We start from the raw sequence: 24,788 nt of genomic DNA on the forward strand, positions 1-24,788 counted from the left end.
TCGACCATACGCTTCCCTTGGCCCGGCCGGACCGCGACCTATCGCCCCCCGGTCGTCTCGATGCGGTCCATGTCCTCGTCGGAGAGGCCGAAATGGTGGCCGATCTCGTGGATCAGGACGTGGCGGATGACGTGGAACAGGTCCTCCCCCGTCTCGCACCAGTAATCCAGGATCGGGCGGCGGTAGAGGTAGATGGCGTCGAAGTCCGTCCGCACGTCGATCACACTCTGCCGCGTCATATCCACGCCGCGGTACAGGCCCAGCAGGTCGAAGGGGCTTTCCAGTTCCATGTCGCGCTCGGTCTCCTCGTCGGGGAAGTCCTCGACGCGGATCAGCACGTTGCCCACATGGGACAGGAGTTCCCGGGGGATGGTGTCCAACGCCTCCTCCGCCATCGTCTCGAAATCGGCGATGGTCGGCGGTGTGGTGAAAGGCCGCGGTGGCTTCTGGGTCATGGCGGTACGATACTTAGCGGAGCGGGCCGCCGACGCCAAGCGGTGGCGCGACAAAAGAAGGAGGTACGTCCATGTCGGAAAAGCTGGTGGGTGCCAAGCGCCAGACCGCGCTGAAGGAGCTGCACGGCTGGGCCGAGGTTCTGGAGCGGGACGCCATCCGCAAGACCTACCATTTCCCGGACTTTCCCACCGCCTGGGGCTTCATGAACCAGGTAGCCCTGCTGACCGAGAAGTGCGGCCACCATCCCGAATGGTTCAACGACCGCGGCCGGGTCGAGATCATCCTGTTCACGCGCGAGGTGGACGGCGTCACTGGAAAGGATGTGGAGCTGGCCCACCGCATCGACCAGATGGCGCCCGCGCACGACCGCTGAGCGGTACCGCCCCGTCGGCGCGGTGATCGGGAACGTCCGGCGCCATCGCCGGTTGGTCGACCAATGACCGCCACGGCGGTTGCTGGGGTAGACCGACCATGTCGACACGATTCACGATCGCCGCGCTGATCTATGGGATGGTCACCGCCGTGCTGTTCGGCGGCGGCACCGTTCTCGTGCTCTCCGTTCCCGCCCTGGCCGCGCAAGCCATGTGGCTGCTGCCGGCCATCGTCGGCGCCAGCGTCCTGGTGGCCGGGCCGATCGCGTGGTGGCTGGCGCCGCGGCTGCGGCTGCGTTCCCGACACGACAGCCGTGTGCGGCACCAGGATGAAGCGGGCCACTGGATCCCGCGGCATCCAGCGGAACGGGGTGCGTGAGCCGGCTCAGACCGGCTCCAGCGTCACCTTGACGTCGGCGGGCTTCGCGAAATACGGGGCCGACGTGACCAGCACGGCGCAGCCGGCCGCGGCGTAGGCGGCGGCGTTGGTCTCGTCCACGCCGCCGGCCGCCGCGATCACCGGGGCCGGGGCTAGACCCCGCGTACGCGCCACCACCCGCGCCGCCGCCTCCGGCGGCAGCTTTTCGAGCTGGATGACGTCGGCACCGGCCTCGGCCAGCATCACCGCGTCCTCGACGGAGTCCGTCTCCACCACCAGCCGCTTTTCCGGCAGCCGGCGCTTGAGGTCGGCGATCCAGTCCGCCGCCGGACGGTCGAGGAAGGCGCGGTGCTCCGGAAAGATCAGCAGCGTCTCCGACAGGCCCAGCCGGTGCATGGTCGCCCCGCCCGCCTGCACCGCCTTGACCGCGATGGGTTTGGCGCCCGGAAAGCTCTTGCGGGTGCAGGCGACAGCGGTGCCGGGGGCGGCGTCCACGATGCGGCGCGCCCGCGTGGCGATGCCGGAGGCGTATTCCATCAGCGTCTGCGCCACCTTCCACGCCCGGTGCAGCGACCCGGCCGTGCCGGTGGCGGTCAGCAGCAGCGCCCCCGGCTCCACCTCCGTGCCGCTCGCCACCACGTCGGCGGGCACCGCGCCGACGCGGGTGAAGAGCGCCGCGGCCTCCTCGCCGGCGCAGACCACCATGGCCCCGCGCGCCGCGAAGCGGATGCGGGCGGGACGCTGGGCGATGCCCAGTGCATCGGTGGTGAGATCGCCGTAAGGGACGTCCTGCGCCAGCATCGCGTCGAGTGCGGCGTCCGTCAGCGTGATCACAGCCACCCCCGCCGCCGGAAGTACCAGAGCGGCAGGATGGCCGACACGATCATCAGGGCGATCGCCATCGGGTAACCCCAGGACCAGTGCAGTTCCGGCATGTTCTCGAAGTTCATGCCATAGGCCGACGCGATCAGCGTCGGCGGCAGGAAGGCAACGGCGACGACCGAGAAGATCTTGATGATGCCGTTCTGCTCGATGTTGATCAGCCCCAGCGTGGCGTCGAGCAGGAAGTTCACCTCGTGCGCCAGGAAACCGGCGTGCTCGTTCAGGGAGCGCAGGTCGCGGGTGACGGTCTTCAGGAGCGCCTTCTGCTCCTTGCCGAGCCGCCCGGTGGTGACGGAGGTGAGGAAGGCGACCAGCCGGTCGAGGCTGGCCAGGCTGTCGCGCACCTTGTGCACGAGGTCGCCGGCGCGCCCCACCCCCTTCAGCACGTCCTGCAGCTCGTCCGGCTGCCGGCCGCGACGGCGCTTGTGCTCCAGCCCGTCGGTGAAGATGCGGGCGGACAGCCCGTCGATGCGCCCGCCGACCAGCTCGATCACGTCGGCCACCCGGTCGATCACCGCGTCGAGGATGCCGAGCAGCGCGTCGTCCGCGCTCGCCAGCAGCTCGGGCTGTCGCCCGGTGCGGGCGGCGAAGGTGGCGACCGAGCGCGGCTCGGTGAAGCGCAGCGTGATCATGTGGCGGGGGGTCAGCACGAAGGTGACCTCTCCCTGCTCCGGCATCGGCGTATCGGCGCGCGCGATGACGGTGGCGGTGAGGTAGACGGCGTCGCCCTCCACATAGGTGGTGCTGGACGCCTCGATCTCCCGCATCTCCTCGCGGGTCGGCAATTCGCAGCCGGTGAGCGCGCCCACCCGCGCCCGCTCCGCGTCGTCGGGGCGCAGCAGGTCGATCCACACCGTGCCCGGCGGCAGCGTGTCGGACGCGCCCAGCGGCTGCTCGATGACCCGGCCGTCGACCCGCCCGTAGACGGTGATCACGGGGCGGCCTCGGCCGGCACGGGTGCCCCGGCCGCGCGGCAGGCTGACGCCAGCGTGTTCAGCATCAGGCAGGCGATCGTCATCGGCCCCACCCCGCCCGGCACCGGCGTGACCGCCGACGCCACCTGCATCGCCTCCTCGAACGCCACATCGCCGACCAGCCGCGTCTTGCCCGGCTCGGCCGTCGACACGCGGTTCATGCCGACGTCGATGACCACCGCGCCCGGCTTGATCCAGTCGCCGCGCACCAGCTCGGGCCGTCCGACGGCGGCCACCAGGATGTCGGCGCGCCGGCACTCCTCCGCGATGTCCACGGTGCGGGAATGGGCGATGGTCACCGTGCAGTCGGCCTGGAGCAGGAGCTGCGCCATCGGCTTGCCGACGATGTTGGAGCGGCCGATCACCAGCGCCCGCCGGCCGCGCAGGTTCCGCCCCATGACGTCGCGCACCAGCATCAGGCAGCCCAGCGGCGTGCAGGGGATGGTGGCGCCGGGGATGCCGGCCGCGAGCTTGCCGGCGTTCACCACATGGAAGCCGTCCACGTCCTTGGCCGGGTCGATGGCGGCCAGCGCGCGGGCGGTGTCGATGTGCTTGGGAAGCGGTAGCTGGACCAGGATTCCGTTGACCGCCGGGTCGGCGTTGAGGCGCTCGATCAGCTCCAGAAGCTGCTGCTCGGTGGCCTCGGCCGGCAAGCGGTGGTCGAAGGAGGCCATGCCCGCCTCCTGCGTCGCCTTGCCCTTGGAGCGCACATAGACCTGGCTCGCCGGGTCCTCGCCGACCAGCACGACGGCAAGGCCGGGGGTCACGCCGAAATCGCGCTTCAGCGACCACACCTTCTTGGCGACGCGGGCGCGCAGGCCGAGCGCGAACTGCTTGCCGTCGATGATCCTGGCCTCAGCCATGGCTCCCCCCGTCCTCCAGCGTCGCCGGCAGGCGCCGCATCAGTTCGGCCGGATCGCCGGCCACATGCAGGATCTTGTTGCGGTCGGCGGCCCCGGCCAGCACCGTGATGCCGGTCCTGGGCACGCCCCACGCCTTGGACAACAGTTTCACGACCGCCGCGTTCGCCTTGCCGTCCTCCGGCACGGCGGTCACCGCGACCTTCAGCGCCTTGCCCCCGTCCGCGGTGTCGGCGGTGCCGGTGACGGCGTTGCGCGACGCCTTGGGCGTCACCCGCAGCGCCACCCGCACGCCGTCGGCGACCGGGGTGAAGGGACCGGGTGCCGCCATGCCCGTCAGAACCGTGGCCAGTATTCGGCGAGCAGGTTGCGGACGAAGAAGACCAGCAGGATCAGCACCATCGGCGACAGGTCGATGCCGCCGAAGTTGGGCAGGATGCCGCGGATGGGACGCAGCAGCGGTTCGGTGATGCGGTAGAGGAAATCGCCGATCACATAGATCGCGCGGTTGTTGGTGTTGATCACGTTGAACGCGATCAGCCAGCTCAGCACCGCCTGGGCGATGAGCAGCCAGACGAAGATGCCGAGGACGGTGTCGATGAGCATGTAGAGCGCAATCATTCCGCGGGTCCGTCCCTCGCTGCCGTGTGCGACGGCACCCTAAACGGAGCCGCGGGGGCTGGCAAGGGCCGCCGGGCGGGGAGCCCGGCGGGCGGCGGTGCGCGGATTCGCGGGGGCTACTTCACGCCCTTGCCGTTGAAGAAGGGGCCGTATTTCCGGTCGGTGCCCTGGATGTGCTTGACCAGCCAGTTCTTGAGGAAGTTCATGACCTCCATGCTCAGCGTGGCGGTGGCGCCGCTGTGGTATTTCTGCTGCACCTCGATCACCTGCCGGGTCAGCGCCTCGTGCTCGGCGCGGTGGGCGGCCATGTCGGGATAGCCGTGCTGCTGCATGAAGCGCTCCTCGTTGGCGAAGTGCGTCTTCGTGTAGGTGATCAGCCCGTCCAGGATTTTGCCGAGCGCGTCCTTGCCGCGCCCGCCCTGCACCGCGTCGAACAGCTCGTTCACCATGGCGACGAGCCTCTTGTGCTCGTCGTCGAACTGGGTGACGCCCACGCTCATCTTGGTGGTCCACTCCATCAGCGGCATGTTTCCGTCCCCCATCGCGGCCGAATCTTGCTTGGACCGCGAAGGCTACTGGGATCACGTCCGCGCTTCAACGCCGCCCCGCCGGCACGGCACCCCCCGCGGCAACGCGTCGCTCCCCGGCCGGCGTCGGCGCCGGTTCAGCCGGTGGCCGGTGCGATGCCGCGCAGCACGGCGGCCAGCTCCTCCGCCTGCACCCGGGCGGCGGGGAGCGCCGGGGAATTCTCCGCCTCGGCGCGCGCCAGTGCGGCGGCGACGGTCGTCTCCAGCGCGGCAAGGCGGCGCTCCAGACCCTCCTGTATGGCCTCGACACGCGCCGGCCGCAGCGGCGCGCGGAGTGCGGCGCACAGGCGCTGGACGCAGCCGGCCTGCCGGATCAGGCTGCGGAAGAAGGTGCCGCCGCGCTCCGGCCGCGCCGCGGCCTTCTCCAGCATCGTCAGCAGCGTTTCCGAAAGCTGGCCAAGGGCCCGTGCGAAGGTGTCGAACGCCTGCTGGTCGGCCGTCTCGACGAAGGCGGTGCGCTCCTCCTCCTCCGCTGCCAACGCGTCCAGGAGGCGCAGGACCACGACCAGCAGATTGTCGACCTGCGCCACGACGGAGGCGTTGTCGTACAGCGTCAGCAGGTCGCGGCCGATCAGGAAGGCATCGACGGTGGCCGTCGCCTGACGCAACGCCACCCGCGCCACCCGCCGCGAGCGGTAGGCCAGTTCCTCCGCCAACTTCCGATCGCCCAGCGTCTCCACCACCCAGCGCAGCCCCTCCAGCCGCAGCAGGTCGTAGGACAGTGCGGACAGGTCGGGAAAGTCACGCGACTCCAGCGCCGTCCGCAGCGCCTCGGAACTGCGGTCGGCGCGGTGCAGCACCGCGTCGGCCAGCACCACCGGCAGCGGCAGCCCGCCTCCCGGCCGTGCCCCGCCGGCCACCACCGGCCGCAGCGCGGCGTAGGCGTCGGCGAGCGTGATCAGGTCCGGCGCGCTCTCGGTGTCACGCAGCACCGCGGCCATCCAGGCCTCCAGCGCCGGCAGGTACACGCGCTCCAGGGCCGGGCGCAGCAGGCGGAGCATGTCCTCGCGGTGCGGCTTTATGCCGTGCTGGAGCGCGAAGGCGCGGACCAGCGCGTCCGACCGTTCGGGCGCGTCCAGCATGCGGGCGATGCGCAACGCTTCGCGCACCACGGGGAGGGAGGGGGGCGTCCGCTTCACCCCACCACTTTAGACGAGTCGCCCTGCCCCGTCACCGGTGGGAACCAACCGCCGCGCACGATGGTTCTCGCCATGACGGACGAAGGAGAACAAAGGATGAATCGCAAGACCGATGCACCGGCTGCCCACGATGCCGAAAACCCGAAGGCCGGCGACAGCTTCTCCAACCGCGACAAGGATCCGGACGATTGGGTCAGCGGCGACGAGAAGATGACCGGCGCCCAGGCCTCCTACCTCAAGACCCTGTCGGAGGAGGCGCACGAGCCGTTCGACCCCGAACTCAGCAAGGCCGAGGCGTCCAAACGCATCGACGCGCTGAAGGAGAAGACCGGCCGGGGGACGTGAGACGGGGCGAAAACGTCACGCGTTGCGCCCCCACCCCGGCCCTCCCCCATCTTCGACGGGGGAGGGAGAAACAAAAAGCCCTCCCCCGCGAAGTGGGGGAGGGTTGGGTGGGGGCCCGACGCAACAACGCCGCCTCACTCCCCCAGATACCGCCGCTCCAGATGCCGGCGGAACACCGCGGGGTCGAGCGGGCGGCCGGTGGCCTCCGCCAGGAGGGCGTCGGTGGAGTCGGGGATGCTTCCCTTGCCGTGGACGTTGGCGCGCAGCCAGCGCACCAGCGGGCCGAAGTCGCCGCGCCCCAACGCCGGGCGCAGATCCGGGTCGGCGGACGCGGCGGCGTCGAAGAGCTGGGCGGCGGTCATCGCGCCCAGCGTGTAGGTCGGGAAGTACCCCCAGCCGCCGGACGGCCAGTGGATGTCCTGGAGGCAGCCGCGCCGGTCGTCGGGCGGTACCACGCCCAGCAGCCCGCGCATCCCTTCGGCCCACGCACCCGGCAGGTCGGCCAGGGCGAGGTCGCCGGCCACCAGCGCCTTCTCCAGCCGGTAACGCAGGATGACATGCGCGGGGTAGGTCACCTCGTCCGCGTCCACGCGGATGAAGCCACGTTCGACGCGGGTGTAGAGGCGGTGCAGGTTGCCGGCTTCCCAGGCCTCACCGCTGCCGCCGAACACCTCCCGCGCCAGCGGGGCCAGCCAGCCGATGAATTCGGCGGAGCGCGATGCCTGCATCTCCACGATCAGCGATTGCGACTCGTGCGCCGCCATGCCGCGGGCACGCCCCACCGGCTGGCTCTCCAGCCCGGCCGGCCGGCCCTGCTCGTAGAGCGCGTGCCCCGTATGTCGCCTAAGCCTGTGTACTGTCCGTCCGATATCCAGCAGCTACAATGGCTTAGCGGCAGGACAGATGCCAAAATGTATATGGGGAATCTGTATATCGGGCGGCAAAATCAGCATTCCCGTCCCCTTCCCCGCCTTGGAATGCCGCACTCGCAGCCGTGCCATATACATTTTCCAGCAGGCTCCTGAACATGCTCGCGGAGCGGATGGCGGGCAGCGACACCGGGCATTCGCACCCGCCCTAAGGAGCGCTGGAACGCCATCAGCGCGGCGCTCGAGCTTGCCGAGAGGCGGTGTTCAGGACCGCCATCGACGATGCCCAACGCTCGTTTCAGGGATCCCAACCACAGCCGGTGGTCGAGGTCAGGAACCGCCTCCGCCTTCTCGCTCCCGTTCTGACCGACTTGCCCAAGACGGCGAAGATGGCGGCGCGATGGGCCAAGGCGACGCTGGAGATCAACCCCGCCAAGGACGCCCCACCCTCGTGAAAGCGACGAAACGCCTGGGCAGCACAAAGGCCGACGGCGCGCCGCCATAAAGCCCATGACGAAATTAAAGAATGTTTTCATCATCGCGCCGTCGATTCCGCTCTGCTTCTATGCGAGAGTAGGCGGCGTCAAACGTGATGCCGGAGCGAGACATATCCCTCACTCGTTTCAACTCTTCCTGACTGAGGTCCTTTAGGCGGGCATCGTTCTGCGGCTTCCATCGCTGCCCTTTTGCCTCTACGTTGCCTATAATATCTTCTTCATAAACGGATCGGCGCCCAATGTCCTCACCATACGAGACTCCCTTGTTGTAAAGCTGCTTGGCAAGAATGGTATTTTCAAGATTTGCGGTGATCGGCATTTCGGGCCACCCTCGGATTTTTCTAAGGTCAACGTTGCGGATGTCGGCGGCAAATTCAAACAGCGTTCGAGCATCCATTTGAGCGGATGTATTCTCGCGATTGAGCGTGTTGGCAACCCGTTGCCAAGCCCTTAGATACTCCCTCCGGCCAACGTCATCATGAGGCCGCCGCATGCAAAGGAGACCGAGAACACGATCCATTGGCGCATCACTATCGAGGAGATCCCTTCCGTTATCGAATTGCCCTTTCAGGTCGACAACCTCGAAGATGACTCCCGTTCCAGGCACCTGAAATTTATCCGGCATGTTTGGCGCGCCGTTTCCAGTATAATACACGCGCTGGCGCACAATAGGAAAATCCCCATTCTCATTGCGATAGTACATTAAGAGCAGAGCCTTGTATTGATACATACGCCATGGCATTTCTGGGTCATTTGAACTCTGGAATTCGATATGCCAGATGCTGTCATCCATCAATCGAATAACATTGTCCGCATGGAGCGTGCGAACAACCTGGAGCTCAGTCGGTAGGGCGCCTTTAATGTCAAATCCAGTGGCGCGCGCAAAGAATGCGCTGTTCCTTGATAGAGTTATTTGCTTTAGAGTAATATCGTTCTTTTGATCGATTCTTTTTGCTGAGGCATGATACACCAATTTCTGCTAAAGATTTGGGCGTATAAATTTGAGGACGTGCTTCGTGTCTGTCACATGCCGACCTGCATCATTGCTACGCTAGGCGCGAAGAGCTGCCACGGCAGCCAACACATCATCCCGCTTGGCGCATCCCCGGCATTGGCCGCAAGGATACTCAGAGGCATGGCAGGAGAAGGATCGCCCCAGCATGTCATCCGGGACGCCGGAGCGCAGCACGAGATCGACGGCGGTCATCGCTGCCGCCGGTGCCGTGATCCTGACGCGCCCCTCTTGCACCGCCATCAGCGCGTCCATGGCGGCCAGGAACTCCGGCCTGCCGTCGGCATGCGCGCTGTCGCTCGCGACGGTGCCGAGCATCACCTCGCTCAGTCCTTCGTTGACCAGCCGCATGCCCGCCAGCGTCACCAGCAGCTGGTTCCTGTACGGCCACCACTCCGGGGTGGGCGCCAAACGACCGATCTCGGCTTGTCCCGCCAAGTGCCCGATGCCCAGTGCCCGGCAGTCGACCCGCACGATCTCATGGCGGATGCCCAGCTTCGCGCAGGTGGCCGCCGCCACCTCGATCTCCGCGGCGGCGGGGAGTTGCCCGTAGTCGACGGTCACCGCGACGTCGGGGCGGATCCAGTGGGCGAGCGCCATGGAGTCCACCCCTCCGGACAGGAGCAGCGCCTTCACTGGACGGAGGCCCAGACCGCCCGGTAGATCGCCGTCGCGAAGTCGCCGACGATCTCGCAGCCGAGCCCGCGGGGCATGGTCAGGTCCGACGGTCGCACCGCCTCGGCCAGGACGATCACAGGGATGCCCCGGGCCCGCGCCCAGCCGACCTCGACCAGCGAGCCCGGGTCGCCGCCGTCCAGGAGCGCGAGCACGGCCGTGCAGCGCTCGAGACCAGCGATGTCAGCTTTGGCGATGACGTCGTCGGGATCACCGGTGCCAACCTCATGGAGTGGCGAGAACACGTCAGCGCCGAGCGCAAGCAGCGATGCCTGTGCCTCCTCCACCAGCCAGCGTTGGCCGATGGTGAAGAAGGGCGCCGCAATGTAGACCATCCCGGCCGTGCTGGTGCGCAACGGCGTGAGCGAAGCCAGCACCGCTGGATCGGCTGGAATGGGGAGTGCGCGCGTCCCGCAGTACAACGCCACCGCCCGCGACGCCAGATCGGCCGCTTCGGCGGGCGACTTCCCTGCTTCGGCCCAGAAGTGGGTGAACGCACCGCTGAAGACGTCCCCTGACCCAATCTTGAACACGGCGTCGGAGAAGTAGGCGGGCACCTCCGCCCGACCGCCGCCCGCCTCGTACACGGTCGCGCCCTTGGTGCCGCGCTTGGTAACGATCACGTCCGCGCCTTCGGACGCGATTAGGGCCGTGGCCGCTGCATCCAGGTCCTCCTCGTTCGCCATCGACCTGAGCTCGCTCTCGTTCAGAACGATGGTGAGCCTGTCCGCGGTCGAGCCGTTCGCCCGGAACGGCTCCCTCACTCCACCGGACTGCGGGTCGTACACCACCGTCTTCGCCTCGACGATCGCCTCACCTTCCATGAAGCTGAAGCGCAGGACCACGTCGCCTTTCACGCGCAAAGGTGCGGCGCGCGGAATGCTGGCCGGTGCCGGATGGATCTCCGGGATGGACAAGGGGTGGAAGTAGGTGAACTCCACCATCTCGCTGGAGGGTGAGGCCGTCACTCCGATTCCGTAGGTGCCCATCACGGCCTGGACCTTCTGTTCGCTGCCCGGCGGGCAGAAGGTGTGGAGTTCCGTCCCCGGTGACAGGTCGCCGACGGCCGCGGCGGCCCGGCCTCCGGAACCGAACAGCTGGTCCCAGGCCGGTAGCGTGCAGCGTTCCGTGTAGCAGCCGCCCGTGACGATCATCGCGTTCCCCCCGCCCGGCTCACAATGACGTCGCACCGCCGGTCAGCAACCAGGGTGACGCGGGCGACGTACGCCACGCGGCGCTTCAGGCACTCGATGAGTGCCGCCAATTCGTCGGAGGTGATGGATCCTGCGACCTGCCCCGTTGGGGGGTCGATGCAAACAACGATGTCGAAAGCACCCGGACGCTGGTGCTCAACGCGAAGCATGCTTCCAACGCCAAGGCCGGACAAAACGGCGGCGTTGGGACGCTGCAAGGTCGCCGCGAACAACAGGTCGCATTCGGATTGCGGAGGGGTGTCGCCCCCACCTCCACCGCCACCTAGGCCGCCGCCTCCATTACCCATGCCGTCACCAGCTCCGCCGCCCTCACCCCCGGTGCCGCCAACGTTCTTCCCGCCTCGCGGCTTGCGACGCCCGCTGCTGCCCGTCCCACCCACGCCAAACCTCCACCATCGTATACGAGGAAAAGATCATAGCGCGCAGCCTATTACGCGCAAGACTGATGACTTCAGGTGTTAAAGAGCACTTCGCTCCCATGCATTTTCGGCAGAATATCCTTAGATACCGAAGTGTCTGCCATTTTAGGACGAGTATGGGGGGTTTCCGGCACGCCCAGGATACGCATTTGCGTCCACATGATGGCGTCCAGCACGCTGGCAGGAACGCCGATGCCGGTGGCGAACGCGAGGAACCGGCGCTCGAGCGCCGCGTAGTCCCTCGGTAGCGTCCAGGTGTCTTCGATGACGCCGATCACCCGACATGCCCTAAGGATATGGATGTCGAGGATGGCGACGTCGTCCGTGCCCAACCAGTTTCTGGCGACCCAGGACGCCGTCTTGGGGCCAATGCCTGGGATGCGCAGCAGCGCATTCCGGAAGGCTAGTGGGTCGTCCTCGGATGGTGGCGCTTGATGCAGTTCCCTCATGGCGATGGCCAGCCGTGCTGCGCGCTGCCGCGGGAAGCGGTAGCGGACCTGACGACCGGCGACGGAGAGGGGCGCCATCAAGGCAGCCTCGATCGGAGTATGGTCGGCGTTCGGGGACGGGGTCAGAAGGCCGAGATCGCGTAGGCGTTCGAAGGCCGCTTGGCCGAGCTCGGCCGTGACACCGAATCCACCCAAGATGCAGAAGGCGACTTCCTCGGCCAGTGTCCCCGAATGTGAGACGAAAGCGCCGTCCCATCCCGGGCGCATTAGGGCAAGCGCCGCCCAATAGGCGGGACTCGGCACCTCGTCGGCCCGGCCCCAGCGCACTCCGGGAACGACCTCCTCGTCCTCGTTGGGCAATGTCCATTCCCGGTATTGCCCGTCCACGAGCGCGCTGACGACCTGCATGTCGATACTCCCTTGCATCTATGCGGATTATGCGTTTCTATCGCCGACATGCAAGGAGGATCGGAACGCAGTGTTGCGCGGGTCGTCGAAGACGCCCTCGCGTTGATGGATCGGGAGCGCCTGACTCAGGGCGTGCTCGCCGAGACGCTGGGCGTCAGCCAGGGACATCTGTCGCGCGTTCTCCGAGGGGAGGTGCGGCGCCGCTCAAGAACGATCAGGGCATTGGCGGAGTGGGTGGAGAGCCATGGCGGCGTTCATCGTCCCGCGGCCGGAGCGTTGGCGGTCGCCTTGGCTGAGGCGGCGATGGTCTCGCCCGAGTTCAGGGATGCGCTCGAAGAGGCCGTGGAGATAATGCGGAATATGCATTCTTAGGTATAGCCAGAGCATCGTGGCTGGTGACTTCACCTCGATTCACCGACAGCGGCACTCAGTCGAGGCCCAACGCACGGACACCAAGGCTAGGATCTTCCCACCAGAGGAGCCGCCGATCCAAACTGGAAGGAGGTTCATGGTGGTGAGCAAACGTGCAGACCGATTTTGTCCTGATGAGCGTGGAAGACGCCGCCGCTGCCGTGGAGCGGTACATCCAAACTTTCGCTTGGGATCTCCTCGTACACGAAGCCCTCCCAGGCCACGCTCAGGGAGGCGTCGCAATGGCGTCGCCGTCCTCGCCACCGTAGACCAGGATCTCGATCTCCGTCCCGTCGGCGGTCTCCCGCTCAACCAGCAGCCGGGCGATGCACTCGAGCTCTTGCCGGTGCCGTTGGATCAGGTCCTTGGCCTCGGCGTAGCCGTCCGCCAGCATCGCTGACACCTGCGCCCCCATATCAGGGCGCAGCGACAGCGTCGCGGGCAGCGTGTCCGGCGTCGGAAGGCCGCGCCAGAGCAGGCCGTCAACACCGTCATCAAGCCCGTAGGCGTTCAGCGCCGCGGCCGCCAGCATCGTCGCCTGGGCCAAGTCCGACGACGCATTCCCGCCCGAGCCGGTCGACACGTCGCCAAACACGACCTCCTCGGCGGCGCGCCCGGCCAGCAGCATCCGCAGCCGACCAGCGACCTCCTTGCGCGTGACCGGCTTCCGGTCGCGCCGGTCGGCCACGACGCCGCCCTGGGTGTCGGCGGTCTGGCGGATGGACGCGCTGACCAAGGCGCCCGGTTCCTCGACCACCAGAACCAGCGCGTGCCCAGCTTCATGAACGGCGTACCGGTACGCCTCGTCGGCGGTCCGTGCCCGCTGGAGCCCGCGTATCTCGTCGAGCACGTCGTCGATTACAAGGTCCCGGCCACCATGCCGGGCGCGCCGTCGGGCACCGCGCACCCAGCGCTCGCAGTCAGCGCCGGTACCGCCCAGCGCCAACAAGGATGCCTTGGACAAGTCCGCCTCCGGCAGGTCACCGCCCAGGTGGTGGCGCAGAATTCTGGCCAGCGCCTGCTGGTCAGGCAGCGGGATGGCGATGGTCCTGTCCAGACGCCCGGACCGCGTGATCGCCGGATCCAGGCGGCCGGGGTGGTTGCAGGCGCCGATAACGACGACGCCCTCGCGGCCACCGATTCCGTCCAGTTCCTCGAGCAATCCATTCACCACCTGGATGCTGTAATCCTTGTTATCGTGGGTGAATCTCGTCCGATCGCCGAAGGAGTCGATCTCGTCGATGAACAGGATGGCGGGCGCCGCCGCACGTGCTTCGGCGAAGGCTGCGCGCATCACCTTCAGCAGATCGTTCAGGTATCCGGCCGCCTGCCACTGGCTCAGCGTACCGCTGATCAGCGGCACGCCGCAGCTTCCGGCCAACGCCTTCGCGAACGTCGTCTTCCCGGTGCCTGGCGGACCATACAATAGGACACCGCGGTCGACCGCCGACCACGGCAAGACGCCACGCCGGTACTCGGCTAGGTCGCGCACCAGCGCCATCCCCCAGGTGACGGCCTCGTCCATGCCGTGGAGCTGGCCGAGCACCACGCCCGTAGAGGCCGCCTTGGCCTCGAGCAGGCGCCGGAGGCGGCCCATGTAGCCATTGGCATCCGTCCCGGGGCGCCACGCCAGCCGCAGGTCCTCGAGGGCGATGCGGCGGCACAGAGTTTCGGACAGAGCGGCCGTCGGCAGCGTGCCGGTCAGCACACCGAGCGTCTCGGCCAATGCCGCTGCGTCCAGTGGCGGGATGACGATCCGGAGGTCGGCGACGCGCATGAGGTCGCGCGGGAGGTGGCGCTCGGGGACCGGGCTGAAGCCGACCACCGGGCATCCGGCGCTGAGCGCGGCCGACACTCCGGCGTTCCCCCGGCCCGGGCTGAGGTCCTTCTGGGTGCCATCGCGGCGGTAGACGACCCAGGCCGTGTGGTGGGCTGGAAACCGCCAGAACGGAGTCTTGATGCTGTCACCATCCTGATCCACGTCGCTGTGCGGCCACACCACGCGCCCCCAGACCGTCTTCACCGGACCCATCCAGCCCGCTCCCGGCATCTGGACGACAACGGCGACGCCCGCGGCAGCCAGCGCCTTCTTCAAATCCGGCGCGGCGTCCAGTGCCCGGCGGAGTATCACCTCGGCGGCGGCCTCGACGGGGTCGATCTGCGGTGCCTTGGCGGCGTCCTCCGCCGCCGCGGCGCCCCTGTCGATTTCAGGATCGGCATCCTTCGGCGTCACCATGGCGTCACTTCTCCCGGCCGCGGGTCAGCTCAACGACAACAGGATGTCGTCGAGCGGGCGGAGAATGTGCAGCATCCGTCCACCGGTGACCGTGACGACGCACTCGTCGCCGAGATCGTCGAGTTCGCTCACGCCTTGGACGTCGTCCGGCCGTAGGGCATGGCGGCGCCCAGCAGCATCGCGAAGGATCACGTATCCGGTCTGGCGGGGCTGTTTGCTCATGTCCATTGGGCTCTCCCTAGTCGCTGTTGCCGACGGTGCCGATACTGGCCACATGCTCTGCCTCGACGACGGCGGTGTCGTCGCCCCAGAGCCGCAGGAGGCGGGCACCGACGAACCGGTTGGTGGTGAGCAGGCGTTCCGCTTGCGCCCAGGCGGCGTGCTCGCTGATGCAGACGAGGCGCTCGCCAGGGCACAGGGTGCTGCCCGCGGTGGCCGGATCACGCCGAGTCAGCGTTAGGACAACATGCATCTTCACGGACAACCATCCCTACTTCTTGGCGGATGGCAGGAGAATGTTCCTTAAACGTTTTCTCGGCAATACGCCTTTTGGTTCGCCTACAGAGAGGTTTTCGACGTCTTCCGCCTGCCAGGCCGGACACGAGGCGTCCTCGCCAAAGTCGGTACCTCTGAAGAGTCTGCTGCGTGGCGCTCAAAGAGATCGCGTGCGCATCCTCCCTTCGGCGACGAAGGCCCCGAGCACAAGGTGAGTCGCGGCCTTGCTGCCCATGGTAGCCGCCATAGCTGTTGAGAGAGCGATGCGACCTGGGAGGTGGTGCATGGGGGGTGATTCGGGGTGGGTCCGCACCCTCGCGGCCGTTCTGTTCGTGATCGGCGCCATCGGCTTTGTCTGGTACGTGCAGCACGCTGCCCGCGCCATCGCCCTGCTGCGGGTCATCCGCGCGCAACGACAACGGCTGCGTCGAGGCAGCGATCGTCTGACGGCGCGCAGACCGGAGCAGCCGTAGGCCTCCCCGCCGCGAACGGCGATGCTTCCTGGCAGCGCACATACCGAACTTGAACAAGAGGGTGGCGTCATGAGGCTGGAAGACAAGCTGGCGCCCCTTCGTATTCGGCGCTACAGCGATGACCGGACTCTGCGGATGGACGTGCTGGCCGAGACGGTGCACCGGGTCCGCGACGAGGCCCGGCGCGGTTTCTTCCGGCGCCGGTGACCGTAGCCCGTGCTGGCCTGCGCCAGCCCGCGGCCTGGGAACGATCGCATCCGATCAGGATGCAGGTGCAGGCGACTCAAGATGGTCGACGAAAGGAATGTCGATCCCATTCAAAGGCTTAGTCGCCGGAATCCGGGAGAATCATTGACTCTAAAGAGGACGCCCGCGGACATGGCCACCGTCAGCCGCGCCGACCTCGAACTCCCCGCGGCGTCAGGGACCTTCGTAGTAGCCGATCAATGGTGGGTTCTCCGGGTCACCCCGGCGCATCATCCTGTCCAGCGACGGCGCGACATCGGCTGGCGGCGGCGCGAAGGTCTGGTCCACGATGATGACCTGCCAGTCGGCCAGCACGCTGCCGAGCAGGGCGTACAGGTGCGCGTAAAAATTCCTGAAAATGTCCGGATTCACGTCCGGAGTGATGTTTTTCATCGGAGAGTCGATGATGAGCACCCGTGGAACCGGCAGGCGCTGCTCCGCGGCCGTTTTGTGGAGCGCCAGCGCGAAGGCGATCTTCATCAGGATCTTCTTGCCGCCGCTGCCTACGGTGAAGAAGGAGAAGGCCCGGCTTTCGTCGCCCTTCGGCCATATCACGGGGATCAGGTTGCGGCGTCCGAGCACAACCTGGTCGTTGGCCGAGAACGCCGGGAACTTGATCGCGCCGAGCACGGCTGCGTAGTTCTCCTCCAGCTTCGTCAGGTTCTGTTCGGCGCCGACGAGCTTGGCTTCCTCCTCCTCGAGCTTGCGCTGCACCGCCTCAATATCGGCCGACAGAAGGTCGGCCTGGACAAAGAGCCGGGCGATCTCGGCGGGCAGCGCCCGAATGCGCTCCAGGAACGAGGAGCGCTCCCGGATGACGGCAAGTCGCTGCTCGCCAACACGGCTTCGTGCCAGGAAGTCCGATTCATACCCGTGAAGCGACTCCGCTACGCGACCGTCCACCTCGCGCCGGGCTTGCCGTACCTCCGCGAGTTTGGCTTGCAGCGGGCCGCGTGACTTGCGGTGCCGCGACACCGAGTCCTGAAGGTCGGCGATGCGCGCATCCAAGTCCTGGCGCACGACATCCGCGGTGAGCGCCTGCCCGCGCGGCTGCTGGCCGGACGGTGTGTGGCACAGGTAGCAGGCGTCGTCCGTGTGTTCGGCTTTTACCGGGAGCCCGGACCCGCAGCGCGGGCAGCACTCGAACTCCACGCCGTCGAGGACGCGGTGGGAAATGTCCACCCGCGCCGCTTTCATCTTGAGCTGCATGAGCTCGGCCGCCAACGCCTCCTGTTCGCCGATGCGGGCGCTGACCTCGTCGATCGCGTCCTCAAGGGTCACCACCTGGGCGGCCAGCTCCTTCAGCCTCCTGCGGTTTTCATCGGAGATCCGCGTGTCCGGCCGATACCCCGCGCGCAACGCAGCAAGCTCCTCTTCGATCCGCCTTGCTTCGGCGTTCAGCTCCTCCAGCTCCGCGGCAATGCGCTCCTCAGAGTCGAACCCGAAGGGGGCCAGGAACGCGCGAACCTTCGTGATGGAGTCGCGTTGGGCGCGCTGCTCCTGCTTCAGGCGCTGAAGCTCGATCTGGAGTTCGTTCAGCCGCTCGCTCAGGTGGCCGACGAAGAACCGCAGGGTGTCTTGGCTCTTCTCCTTCCGGATCGGCACGTCGAGCAGGAAGAAGTCCGAGTCGAGGTTGTCTTGGTCGAGATAGACGAACTTGAAGATGTCGCGGATGCTGAGGCGCACCAGCGGCGAGTCGCTGTCGTAGGTGCGCCGCCGGACTTTCACGACCGGGATCCCCAGGAGCCGGAGGATCAGGTCGCTGAAACTGAAGACGTCCTCACCGAAGATCGGCTCCGCCCGCGGTCTCATGGGCGCCGACACCATGTAGGTCTCGCCCGCGGCGGTCTGCCAGGTGACCTGCGCCGAACCGGCGTCCTGGGCGACCCGCTCGATGACCACGGTGTTCGTGCCCATCCGCGTCTGCAACGCGACGGAGACGAGCTCCTGCTTGAGCGCCGGGGTGCCCGGGAACCGGCCGCCGAGGCAGAAGTCGATGAGGGCCGGGATGCTGGACTTACCGGCCGACATTTCGCCATGGAAGAACGAGACCCGTTCGGCGAAGCGCACCGTCTCGACGCTCGCACGGCAACGCAGCTGGAGGTACTCGAAGCGCAGCTTCATGGCGTGATGGCCTCGTCGTAGGCGAGCGTCGCGATCTCGGGGAAGGTGGCGTAGATGAACTTCATGATGTCCGCCGCCCCGATGTCGATCCTCTGGCGGAGCATGCGAGCACGGGCCGCCAACGGTTTGGTGGCGTCTTCTTCCGCCAACGCGGCCGCAATCTCCATCCCGCGCGCCGTCAAGGACAGCCGGACGGTGCGGCCGTCGGTGTCGACCCGTGCCAAGCCCTTGGCGGACAGGATGTTGATGAAGCGTCGGTAGCGATGGTCCCACGGCCCAAAGCGGTACCGGACCATCGTCGCTTCGACAGTGCGGCGTTCGTAGGCCTCCACCGGCACGCGCTCGGGCGTGACCCCGCGGGCGACCATCGCGCGCTCGAAGTACGACGGGTACCTGAGCAGGAAATCCAGCTTGGCGAGTTTGGTGATGCCGTGGATCGCCGCGTCATCCGGCCTGCTGAACGCCAGCAGGAGGACGAGCATGCGGGCCAGGTGAACCGGCTCGTCGCGGTCGAGGCTGGTCACGATGTCGGCGAGCGTGAGCCTCATCGGACAGCCTTCAGATCGAACCGGTCACTCCACCAGACCGTACACTCCTCGGTCAGAATCCCGGCCGTACCAAGCAGGTGCTCCCGTGCGCAATCGAACATCGGCAAGGTACTCGTACGCAGCCGATCTTCCAGCATCTGCCGAAGGGCTGTGTACATCGCGCTCGCATACTTCTGGCCCGGCTGCTCAACGGACAGCTGAGCCTCGACGCAATCGTCCCTAACCAAGGTTTTCAGATGCTGCAAACGCCGGTTGGCCTCGTCGAGACCGTAGCGGTAAACCCATTTGACATACAGTGTCTCCATGGACTTCTTGAAGTCCTTCAACGAGTCGACACGCGCCATCTGGAGGCCACCGTGCTCGAGCTTCTCGACCATGACGTCGAACCCTGGCGGAAGTGCGTCTGCCGAGACGCCTCCTGACGAGACCAGAAGGTTGTCCGCCCCTTCGACCAGGGACTGCCGGATGACCTCTTCCACCCGGTCCGCGGTGATCGTCTTGCCCGCCAGCAGCAGGGCATCCCGCTGAGCATCGAAATCCATCACCAAACTGTACAGGTCAGCGACGCTGCCGCCGAGAACGCAGCTGGAGGCCTGTTGGCAAAGGTAGATGAGGTTGTCGGCAACCCTGGTGAGGGTGTGGAACGTCTGCGTTCGCCGGTAGTCCCGAACATCGCCGACGTTTTCGCGCAGATCCTTGTACGGCCGCTCCAGGTCCGTTTGCTGACCGAGAAGAAGCAGCTTGAGCACGGCGGCAACGACGTGTGCCTCGTCACAGCCGTGCTCACCGCACAGGCCGGACACAAACTTCTTGAGCAGGTGCGCCTTGGTCAAGCCATCGAGGTTGCCACGCTCGCAGATCTGGGCGCGAATGTAGGAAAGGTTGTTCCCGTTCTCCTTCTCACCCCAAAACCCGTGGTTGGTGATGAAATGGAAGTTGTCAAACCGAGCCGGATAGGCTTTTTCAAGTTTGGCAAACCGGCCAATGCTGTTCTTGACAGCATCATCATTGGCCTTGAAGGGTTCCAAGTCGAAACGGCGTGTCTTGACCTGGAGAGCATCATAGGTCCCCCCCGGCTTCCGGAGCAGGATGTCTTCGTGATTCTCGCAATAGACGGCTTCCAGCTGGCCGGACAGCAGCCGCAGACACTGAAGAGCTGCGAAACAATGCTGGTACGAGAACCGCGCTTGGGTGTCAGCGCCGGGATCCGTCTTGTCGAGCACCGCGCCTGGGTCCGGCGACGCCGTCGTCACGCACTACTCCTCACCATTGCGCTCGATGGTTTGTTCGGCCTTTAAGGCTCAGCCTCGACCAATGGGTATGCAGCAGGCAATCTGAGTTCACAAGAACTTCTTTTTCAGGTGGTAGGTGGTGACGCCGATGTGACCGGCTTCTCGAATCCGCTGCGCCAGTTCTGCGTTGTTCGCACGGACTTGCAGAGACGCGAACGGCAGCGACTTCTCGCTGCCAACTCGGAGGAACACCCCCTCCTGAACCAAGCCGACGGGCAAGGCCTGCACCGGTAACGGAAGCTCTCCGACCTCGTGGAGGAAGAGCGCGCCGTCAGCCGCACGCAAGGCGTAGCCGCGGCGCAGCGCGTTGGCTCCGATGAATGCCCCCCTTCGCGTGCACGAACACCTCGCTGCCGATCAGGTCTGCCGGGGTGGCGGCACAGTTCACCGCCATGAAGGGCGCCTCGACGCGCTGCGAAATCCGTTGGACGAAGCTGGTCACCACCTCCTTACCTCATGGTGGGAGGATAGCTAACCGCCGGATCCTGCGCTCTACCATCAGCCAGTCATGCAAAACCGCCCCGGCATAGCCATGTAAACTATTCAGGAGAAGCTATGGAGTTTTCCACCCCGAAATCACGCACTGCATAGCGACAGTCCACGCTTCAGATGGCAGGTTTGTGCTGCCTGACGAAAGCATGGAGGCGGCGAATGGGGGTGATGACGACCAGGCACTCCGAGAAGCGTGTGCGCCAACGCGGGGTAACGGACGACGTCCTCGACACCCTTGTTGGCTGGGCGGACATCGCCATCCCGGTAGGCGGGGGTGACACCAGTCTTTGGCTGAGCCGGGAAGGAGCCGAGGAGCTTGCCGCCGAGGGGATCTCACGGCACCACCTCGACCGCATGAAGGGCTTGGCCGCGGTGGTCACCGGGGACGGCGTGGTCAAGACGGTGCTGGTGGTGCGCAAGTCGGGCCGGGGAAAGCGGCGCTACCGCCGCGGGGCCAAATGAGGAAGGCCTGATGAGCGACAAGCAGAAGCAAACCGTCAGCGAACTAATGCGCCAAGCGGAGATCGCCCGCGCCCGGGTCATCGAGCAGCGGATGGTCGAACACACCGGGAGGCTGACCGAGAAGGAGCGCGAGCGGCTTGCCATCAACCTCGGCAAGCTGCTGCAACGGGCGAAGGAGGCCGGAGTAGCGATGGGCAGTGTCGTGGCCAAATCCGGGGTGGCTCCGGGTACGGCCAAGCCCGAGAATGCCCTCGGCGCCTACCGGATTTACGAAGGCGGCAAACGGATCGCCAAGCCTCGCCTACACGGCTCCGTACGGAACTACCACAAGCTGGCGATGGCGGTGGCCGAGCTCGCCGGGATACCGGAGCACGAGGCTATCCTTGCGTTGGCACAAGGGACGATCCTCTTCGAACAACGTGTGGGTCCCGACGCCGAACTCGGTCCCGCGGAGCAAGTCTGCACACTGCTGACCACCATGTTGAGGGAGGTCGCCACCCGGCACGACCTCGACGGCTACTTCCGGGAGGTCTACGCGCTGCGCGTTCTGCCGCAATGGGAGTGGGTTGGTGACGTTCCCCAGGTGAAGGGGTGGCAATCGGAATTGCACGGTTTCGATTTCCAGGAGACGGATGCTTGGCCGGGCGTTCTGTTGACAGCCGTGATCCGGTCGACCGCCCCGGCGCGCCTCCTGGTGGACGACAAGGAGATGACCGGTGAGGTGATGTACATCGAGAAGGCATACCTCAATCTCGGATGGGACAGCGCCGCGTCCACTGTTCGGCCGTACTTGGAATTCACCGCGAACACCGCACTGCGTCCCACCGGGCGGGACGCATGGCGTTGGCTGGATGCGCCGTGGACGACATGGGGATACCCGCCGCGCACCGGCATGGGCGCCATCCACTCACAGAAGGGCAAGGTGATCAAGTTCGAGATCCGTCCAGGCAGCAAGCTGAACCTGCCGAGCGGCCTCAACGAGCCAGATAACCGTGCGCTGGCCAACCAGGATCCCTACAACTGCTCACGTCTCGAGCGGTTGGAGCCCGCCGTGCTCGTCGAGAGCTTCGTCGACCGGCGTACGCTTGCTGTGGATCGCCAATTCCTACCGATCGCGATCGACGCGAGCAGCCTGCTGTCGCCGCCGGGGTCCACGTTGGCAGTCATCGAGGGCGCTCTCCTGGCCCGGGAAAGCCTCGGCACCGCCCAACAGGACTTCGGCAATATGCCCGGGTTCATCGAGGAGCTCGACCGCAAGGCGACCATGTTGACCTCGACCTTTCGGGAATGGCGTCAGGATGCCAAGGCCAAGGCGCGGGAGGACCACCGTCGGCTGCTGGCCAAGGTGGAGGGCAGGTTGGCCGAGATGCGGATGAACGCGCCGCCGCCGGACGGGATCGTGTAAGCGATCAACAGGAGGAAAGAATGGCCTGCCTGATTGCGCCGGTGACGGAACCAACCACCGTCGGGACCCTGGCCGCCAACTTGGCTGCGAGCCATGCCGATCTTGTTCAGGCCGTGGAGCATCACCTTGCCGACGTATCGGCGGCGTCCCGGGAGCGCGCGGACTATGGCAGCCGGTTCAAGCGCGCCCGGGTGGACCTTAGGGGCGGTCTCGACCACAACTTCAGTGAAATCATCAACCAATTGGCCACGGTCGAACGTCTGATGGACGCCCTGACGTGGTTCGGCGCGTCGCCTGAATTCCGCGACCATCAGGTCATCCTTTGCAACCCGACCACCAGCAGCGCCGGTGTCTGGTTACCCGACGGGCATGTCGCAAAGAACGACCTGGTGCTCGCCGCCGCCTCGGGGCCCGTCGTCCGGTGCGAGGTGTGGGACGGCGCCGGACGCGACCGGATCAACAACGGCAAGGACAAGAGCGTCCTAGCGGCCCTGGGTTTGGTCAAGCAGGACGACAGCGCGAAGGGCGGCTACGCCCTGCTTCCGCGGTCCCCCGGCGTCGAGGAGCGCCTGCTGCTGGTGTGCAGCGACAGCGACCGCTTGAAGCTGCGCTTCGACGGAATCCGGTACGTGGACCTGGGCAAGCATGGGATCACGTGCATCGTAGAGGCTCAGCCGACAACGCCGCTGGGACGGTGAGGCGCCGCCGGTAGGCTTGCCGACTGCCGGTTGCCACCGCATCATACCGCCGGGCGACGGGGAGGCGGGTTGATAGCGACGTGCGTGTACTGCGGTTCCACGCGGAGCATGACGAAGGACCACATCGTGCCCCTGTCGATCATGTCGTCCCGGCGGCGCAAGGGAGGAGAGCACCGCTCCGGCGAGGTCGTAGACGCATGCAGCACATGCAACGCGATCCTCGGTAACAGGTACCTCCTATCAAAGGCTAAGAGGTCGATGTACTTGGTCGACCAGTATGCTAACAGATTGCTGTAGTATGACGCCCCCAGGATCAGGACGAGACGCTGGAGCGGATCAAGTCGTGCGTCCTGGGGTATGAGATACTGTGTTGACAGTCAAGCGGGTTTGAAGGGTTGGCGTGTTTTCATGACGCCGTATGCGATGACGAGGAGTTTCCGGGCAATGACGACATCATCAACCAAGGCCAAGATCCTCACCGGCTATCTGGTGCTCAAGGAGTAGGCGGGCCTGGGTTAGCCGCAAAAGAAAAGCCCGCCCGGGCAGTCCGGGCGGGAAGGCTCACTTCGGATCTGTCGGGGCGGCACCCCGACTCCAACCGGCGTCGAACGGACGGAGGCCCCATGACGTACCCCCGCGACCTCCTGGCCGACTTCGTTGGGCGCACGAAGGCGAACCTAGACCTGATCCGGGCCGAGCGGCAGCGGCGCAAGGCGGACGGGGCACCTCGGGGCGAGGGCCCCTATGAGGTGACGCAGTTGCTGAACAGCATGCTGGGGCTGCTGGTGTTCCCGCAGCAGCGGGCGCTGGACGTGCTGATCGAGGCGGTCGAGAGCGCACCCGAGGAGATGGTGAGCCGCATCAGGGTGTGGGTCGAGGGATGCCCGCGGTGCCAGCGCAACGGCACCGACGGCGAGGACGGCGGCACCGGGGTTCCGCCCTGCCCGTACTCCCAGCTGTCCGATCCGTCCGGGTTGGTCAGGATGCTGCGGAACGGCATCGCGCACTTCAACCTCGACCTGCTGGGTTCGCACGGGGGCGACATCACCGGGCTGCGGGTCTGGAATACGAAAGACGAGCAACGGACGTGGACCGCCGAGATCGACCTGCCCGACCTGGAGCGCCTGTTCGACTTCGTCACCAACCGGATGTTGGCCCTGGCGCGGAACCGCAAGATCACGGTGACGGCGGTGGGGGGAGGCTCCGACGATGTGCCGGTGCTCGCCGTCGAGGGGACCGCCGCGGCCGCCATCCTGGAGGTGGCCGACGGGTGCGCGACCAAGGCCGCCCTGCTGCTGGACGGGGCCGTACGCACGGCCCACGAGGCGTGGGCCGCCGAGACGGCGCGCCTGGGGACGCGCGCGGAGCCGCTGCGGGTGCTGAGCCACACGCCCGACCCGCCGACCGGCGCCGGGGAGGACGGACCGCCGCGCGTCACGCTAACCGCGCGCTCGGCCGAGCAGGTGCTGGAGATGGCCGTGAACCGCAAACGGGAGGCGAAGTTGGTGGCGACGCGAATCGCCCTGCTGATCGGCCGGAGGCAGCCGCTGCTGCGGTGATGCGGGAGGTCACCCTCAACAACCTTTAATGCGACAGCCGTCCGGCCGATCCCATTAAAGGTTTCCTGGATAGCCTTTAATGGCCCGCCCGAAACGACGACGGCGTCTGCCCGACCTGCCGCCGCCCGCGGGCGCCCAGTGCGCTTTACGGCGGTCCACAGCCTCCGGAAGAGATGGCCGAGGAACTCCA

At 66.5% G+C, this 24,788-nt stretch carries 31 protein-coding genes and 1 pseudogene; 11 read left to right on the forward strand and 21 right to left on the reverse strand.

Going from position 1 to position 24,788, the window contains the following annotated elements; genetic code table 11:
* Window positions 1–38 precede the first annotated feature (38 nt).
* Window positions 39–455 carry a metallopeptidase family protein gene (locus HL658_RS12370; protein WP_180282283.1) on the reverse strand — a complete coding sequence of 139 codons (417 nt, stop codon included), beginning with the start codon at window positions 453–455 and terminating at the stop codon, window positions 39–41.
* Between the two features lie 71 nt (window positions 456–526).
* On the opposite strand from HL658_RS12370, the gene HL658_RS12375 reads away from it, so the two are divergent.
* Window positions 527–829, forward strand: coding sequence for a 4a-hydroxytetrahydrobiopterin dehydratase (locus tag HL658_RS12375; RefSeq protein WP_180282284.1), 303 nt, complete (start codon window positions 527–529; stop codon window positions 827–829).
* 98 nt (window positions 830–927) lie between these two features.
* Window positions 928–1,206: a hypothetical protein gene (locus HL658_RS12380; RefSeq protein ID WP_211109720.1), complete on the forward strand. Its 279-nt coding sequence runs from the start codon at window positions 928–930 to the stop codon at window positions 1,204–1,206.
* A gap of 6 nt (window positions 1,207–1,212) precedes the next feature.
* Here the strand turns inward: HL658_RS12380 and modD are convergent, their stop codons facing one another.
* The 7 genes from modD to HL658_RS12415 form a co-directional block, all read right to left on the reverse strand.
* Window positions 1,213–2,046, reverse strand: a complete 834-nt coding sequence (gene modD / locus HL658_RS12385) for a ModD protein (protein WP_180282285.1) — start codon at window positions 2,044–2,046, stop codon at window positions 1,213–1,215.
* Window positions 2,037–3,023: a magnesium transporter CorA family protein gene (locus tag HL658_RS12390; protein ID WP_180282286.1), complete on the reverse strand. Its 987-nt coding sequence runs from the start codon at window positions 3,021–3,023 to the stop codon at window positions 2,037–2,039. Before HL658_RS12390 ends, modD begins: the two co-directional genes overlap by 10 nt.
* Complete coding sequence (gene folD / locus HL658_RS12395) at window positions 3,020–3,925, reverse strand: bifunctional methylenetetrahydrofolate dehydrogenase/methenyltetrahydrofolate cyclohydrolase FolD (protein WP_180282287.1); 906 nt, start codon at window positions 3,923–3,925, stop codon at window positions 3,020–3,022. The genes HL658_RS12390 and folD overlap by 4 nt, the downstream gene beginning before the upstream one ends.
* A complete protein-coding gene (locus HL658_RS12400; protein ID WP_180282288.1) occupies window positions 3,918–4,253 on the reverse strand; it encodes a DUF167 domain-containing protein in 336 nt (111 codons plus the stop codon). Before HL658_RS12400 ends, folD begins: the two co-directional genes overlap by 8 nt.
* A gap of 5 nt (window positions 4,254–4,258) precedes the next feature.
* Complete coding sequence (locus HL658_RS12405; protein ID WP_180282289.1) at window positions 4,259–4,543, reverse strand: YggT family protein; 285 nt, start codon at window positions 4,541–4,543, stop codon at window positions 4,259–4,261.
* A gap of 116 nt (window positions 4,544–4,659) precedes the next feature.
* Window positions 4,660–5,070, reverse strand: a complete 411-nt coding sequence (locus HL658_RS12410) for a bacteriohemerythrin (protein ID WP_180282290.1) — start codon at window positions 5,068–5,070, stop codon at window positions 4,660–4,662.
* Between the two features lie 137 nt (window positions 5,071–5,207).
* Window positions 5,208–6,269, reverse strand: a complete 1,062-nt coding sequence (locus tag HL658_RS12415; protein WP_180282291.1) for a hypothetical protein — start codon at window positions 6,267–6,269, stop codon at window positions 5,208–5,210.
* A 96-nt stretch (window positions 6,270–6,365) separates the two neighbouring features.
* Here HL658_RS12415 and HL658_RS12420 point away from each other — a divergent pair, with 96 nt between their 5' ends.
* Window positions 6,366–6,614, forward strand: coding sequence for a DUF3072 domain-containing protein (locus HL658_RS12420; RefSeq protein WP_246337539.1), 249 nt, complete (start codon window positions 6,366–6,368; stop codon window positions 6,612–6,614).
* A 134-nt stretch (window positions 6,615–6,748) separates the two neighbouring features.
* On the opposite strand, the pseudogene HL658_RS12425 reads toward HL658_RS12420, so the two are convergent.
* Window positions 6,749–7,450 (reverse strand): annotated as a pseudogene (locus tag HL658_RS12425) (carboxypeptidase M32); the annotation flags it as partial.
* Between the two features lie 353 nt (window positions 7,451–7,803).
* Here HL658_RS12425 and HL658_RS37705 point away from each other — a divergent pair.
* A complete protein-coding gene (locus HL658_RS37705; protein WP_281378745.1) occupies window positions 7,804–7,938 on the forward strand; it encodes a hypothetical protein in 135 nt (44 codons plus the stop codon).
* A 64-nt stretch (window positions 7,939–8,002) separates the two neighbouring features.
* Here HL658_RS37705 and HL658_RS12430 read toward each other — a convergent pair whose 3' ends face one another.
* The 7 genes from HL658_RS12430 to HL658_RS12460 all read right to left on the reverse strand — a co-directional run bounded on the left by HL658_RS12430 (window position 8,003) and on the right by HL658_RS12460 (window position 15,282).
* Entirely contained in the window at window positions 8,003–8,773 is a 771-nt protein-coding gene (locus tag HL658_RS12430) for an RpnC/YadD family protein (protein ID WP_180282293.1), read from the reverse strand.
* 258 nt (window positions 8,774–9,031) lie between these two features.
* The gene (locus HL658_RS12435; RefSeq protein ID WP_180282294.1) at window positions 9,032–9,628 is read right to left on the reverse strand and encodes a 7-cyano-7-deazaguanine synthase; all 597 of its coding nucleotides are present in this window, start codon (window positions 9,626–9,628) and stop codon (window positions 9,032–9,034) included.
* Window positions 9,625–10,821, reverse strand: a complete 1,197-nt coding sequence (locus HL658_RS12440) for a PfkB family carbohydrate kinase (protein WP_180282295.1) — start codon at window positions 10,819–10,821, stop codon at window positions 9,625–9,627. The genes HL658_RS12435 and HL658_RS12440 overlap by 4 nt, the downstream gene beginning before the upstream one ends.
* A 511-nt stretch (window positions 10,822–11,332) precedes the next feature.
* The gene (locus tag HL658_RS12445; RefSeq protein ID WP_180282296.1) at window positions 11,333–12,157 is read right to left on the reverse strand and encodes an 8-oxoguanine DNA glycosylase; all 825 of its coding nucleotides are present in this window, start codon (window positions 12,155–12,157) and stop codon (window positions 11,333–11,335) included.
* A gap of 637 nt (window positions 12,158–12,794) precedes the next feature.
* Window positions 12,795–14,804 (reverse strand): AAA family ATPase, encoded by a 2,010-nt coding sequence (locus tag HL658_RS12450; RefSeq protein WP_180282297.1) that lies wholly within the window; start codon window positions 14,802–14,804, stop codon window positions 12,795–12,797.
* Between the two features lie 24 nt (window positions 14,805–14,828).
* A complete protein-coding gene (locus tag HL658_RS12455) occupies window positions 14,829–15,032 on the reverse strand; it encodes a hypothetical protein (RefSeq protein WP_180282298.1) in 204 nt (67 codons plus the stop codon).
* A 10-nt stretch (window positions 15,033–15,042) separates the two neighbouring features.
* Entirely contained in the window at window positions 15,043–15,282 is a 240-nt protein-coding gene (locus HL658_RS12460) for a hypothetical protein (RefSeq protein ID WP_180282299.1), read from the reverse strand.
* Window positions 15,283–15,583: 301 nt separating this feature from the next.
* On the opposite strand from HL658_RS12460, the gene HL658_RS12465 reads away from it, so the two are divergent.
* Together HL658_RS12465 and HL658_RS12470 are read left to right on the forward strand one after the other, a co-directional pair.
* Window positions 15,584–15,772, forward strand: a complete 189-nt coding sequence (locus tag HL658_RS12465) for a hypothetical protein (protein WP_180282300.1) — start codon at window positions 15,584–15,586, stop codon at window positions 15,770–15,772.
* 69 nt (window positions 15,773–15,841) lie between these two features.
* Entirely contained in the window at window positions 15,842–15,979 is a 138-nt protein-coding gene (locus tag HL658_RS12470; protein WP_180282301.1) for a hypothetical protein, read from the forward strand.
* A gap of 213 nt (window positions 15,980–16,192) precedes the next feature.
* Here the strand turns inward: HL658_RS12470 and HL658_RS12475 are convergent, their stop codons facing one another.
* From HL658_RS12475 to HL658_RS12495, 5 genes are all read right to left on the reverse strand, one after another.
* Entirely contained in the window at window positions 16,193–18,142 is a 1,950-nt protein-coding gene (locus HL658_RS12475; RefSeq protein WP_180282302.1) for an AAA family ATPase, read from the reverse strand.
* Window positions 18,139–18,690, reverse strand: coding sequence for a hypothetical protein (locus tag HL658_RS12480; protein WP_180282303.1), 552 nt, complete (start codon window positions 18,688–18,690; stop codon window positions 18,139–18,141). The genes HL658_RS12475 and HL658_RS12480 overlap by 4 nt, the downstream gene beginning before the upstream one ends.
* The gene (locus HL658_RS12485) at window positions 18,687–19,943 is read right to left on the reverse strand and encodes a dsDNA nuclease domain-containing protein (protein ID WP_180282304.1); all 1,257 of its coding nucleotides are present in this window, start codon (window positions 19,941–19,943) and stop codon (window positions 18,687–18,689) included. The genes HL658_RS12480 and HL658_RS12485 overlap by 4 nt, the downstream gene beginning before the upstream one ends.
* 87 nt (window positions 19,944–20,030) lie before the next feature.
* Window positions 20,031–20,267: a sigma 54-interacting transcriptional regulator gene (locus HL658_RS12490; protein WP_246337540.1), complete on the reverse strand. Its 237-nt coding sequence runs from the start codon at window positions 20,265–20,267 to the stop codon at window positions 20,031–20,033.
* On the reverse strand, window positions 20,254–20,424 hold the full coding sequence (locus HL658_RS12495; RefSeq protein ID WP_180282305.1) for a sigma 54-interacting transcriptional regulator: 171 nt from the start codon (window positions 20,422–20,424) through the stop codon (window positions 20,254–20,256). Before HL658_RS12495 ends, HL658_RS12490 begins: the two co-directional genes overlap by 14 nt.
* Window positions 20,425–20,642: 218 nt before the next feature.
* Between HL658_RS12495 and HL658_RS12500 the strand changes: the two genes are divergently transcribed.
* The 5 genes from HL658_RS12500 (at window position 20,643) to HL658_RS12520 (ending at window position 24,598) form a co-directional block, all read left to right on the forward strand.
* Entirely contained in the window at window positions 20,643–20,936 is a 294-nt protein-coding gene (locus HL658_RS12500; protein ID WP_180282306.1) for a hypothetical protein, read from the forward strand.
* A 10-nt stretch (window positions 20,937–20,946) separates the two neighbouring features.
* Complete coding sequence (locus tag HL658_RS12505) at window positions 20,947–22,341, forward strand: hypothetical protein (RefSeq protein ID WP_180282307.1); 1,395 nt, start codon at window positions 20,947–20,949, stop codon at window positions 22,339–22,341.
* A 20-nt stretch (window positions 22,342–22,361) separates the two neighbouring features.
* Entirely contained in the window at window positions 22,362–23,039 is a 678-nt protein-coding gene (locus HL658_RS12510; RefSeq protein WP_180282308.1) for a hypothetical protein, read from the forward strand.
* 84 nt (window positions 23,040–23,123) lie between these two features.
* A complete protein-coding gene (locus HL658_RS38150) occupies window positions 23,124–23,336 on the forward strand; it encodes an HNH endonuclease (RefSeq protein WP_425485334.1) in 213 nt (70 codons plus the stop codon).
* Between the two features lie 326 nt (window positions 23,337–23,662).
* Window positions 23,663–24,598 carry a HEPN family nuclease gene (locus HL658_RS12520; RefSeq protein WP_180282310.1) on the forward strand — a complete coding sequence of 312 codons (936 nt, stop codon included), beginning with the start codon at window positions 23,663–23,665 and terminating at the stop codon, window positions 24,596–24,598.
* The last annotated feature ends 190 nt before the right edge of the window (window positions 24,599–24,788 follow it).

The organism is Azospirillum oleiclasticum (genome assembly GCF_013423485.1).
Lineage (GTDB): Bacteria > Pseudomonadota > Alphaproteobacteria > Azospirillales > Azospirillaceae > Azospirillum > Azospirillum oleiclasticum.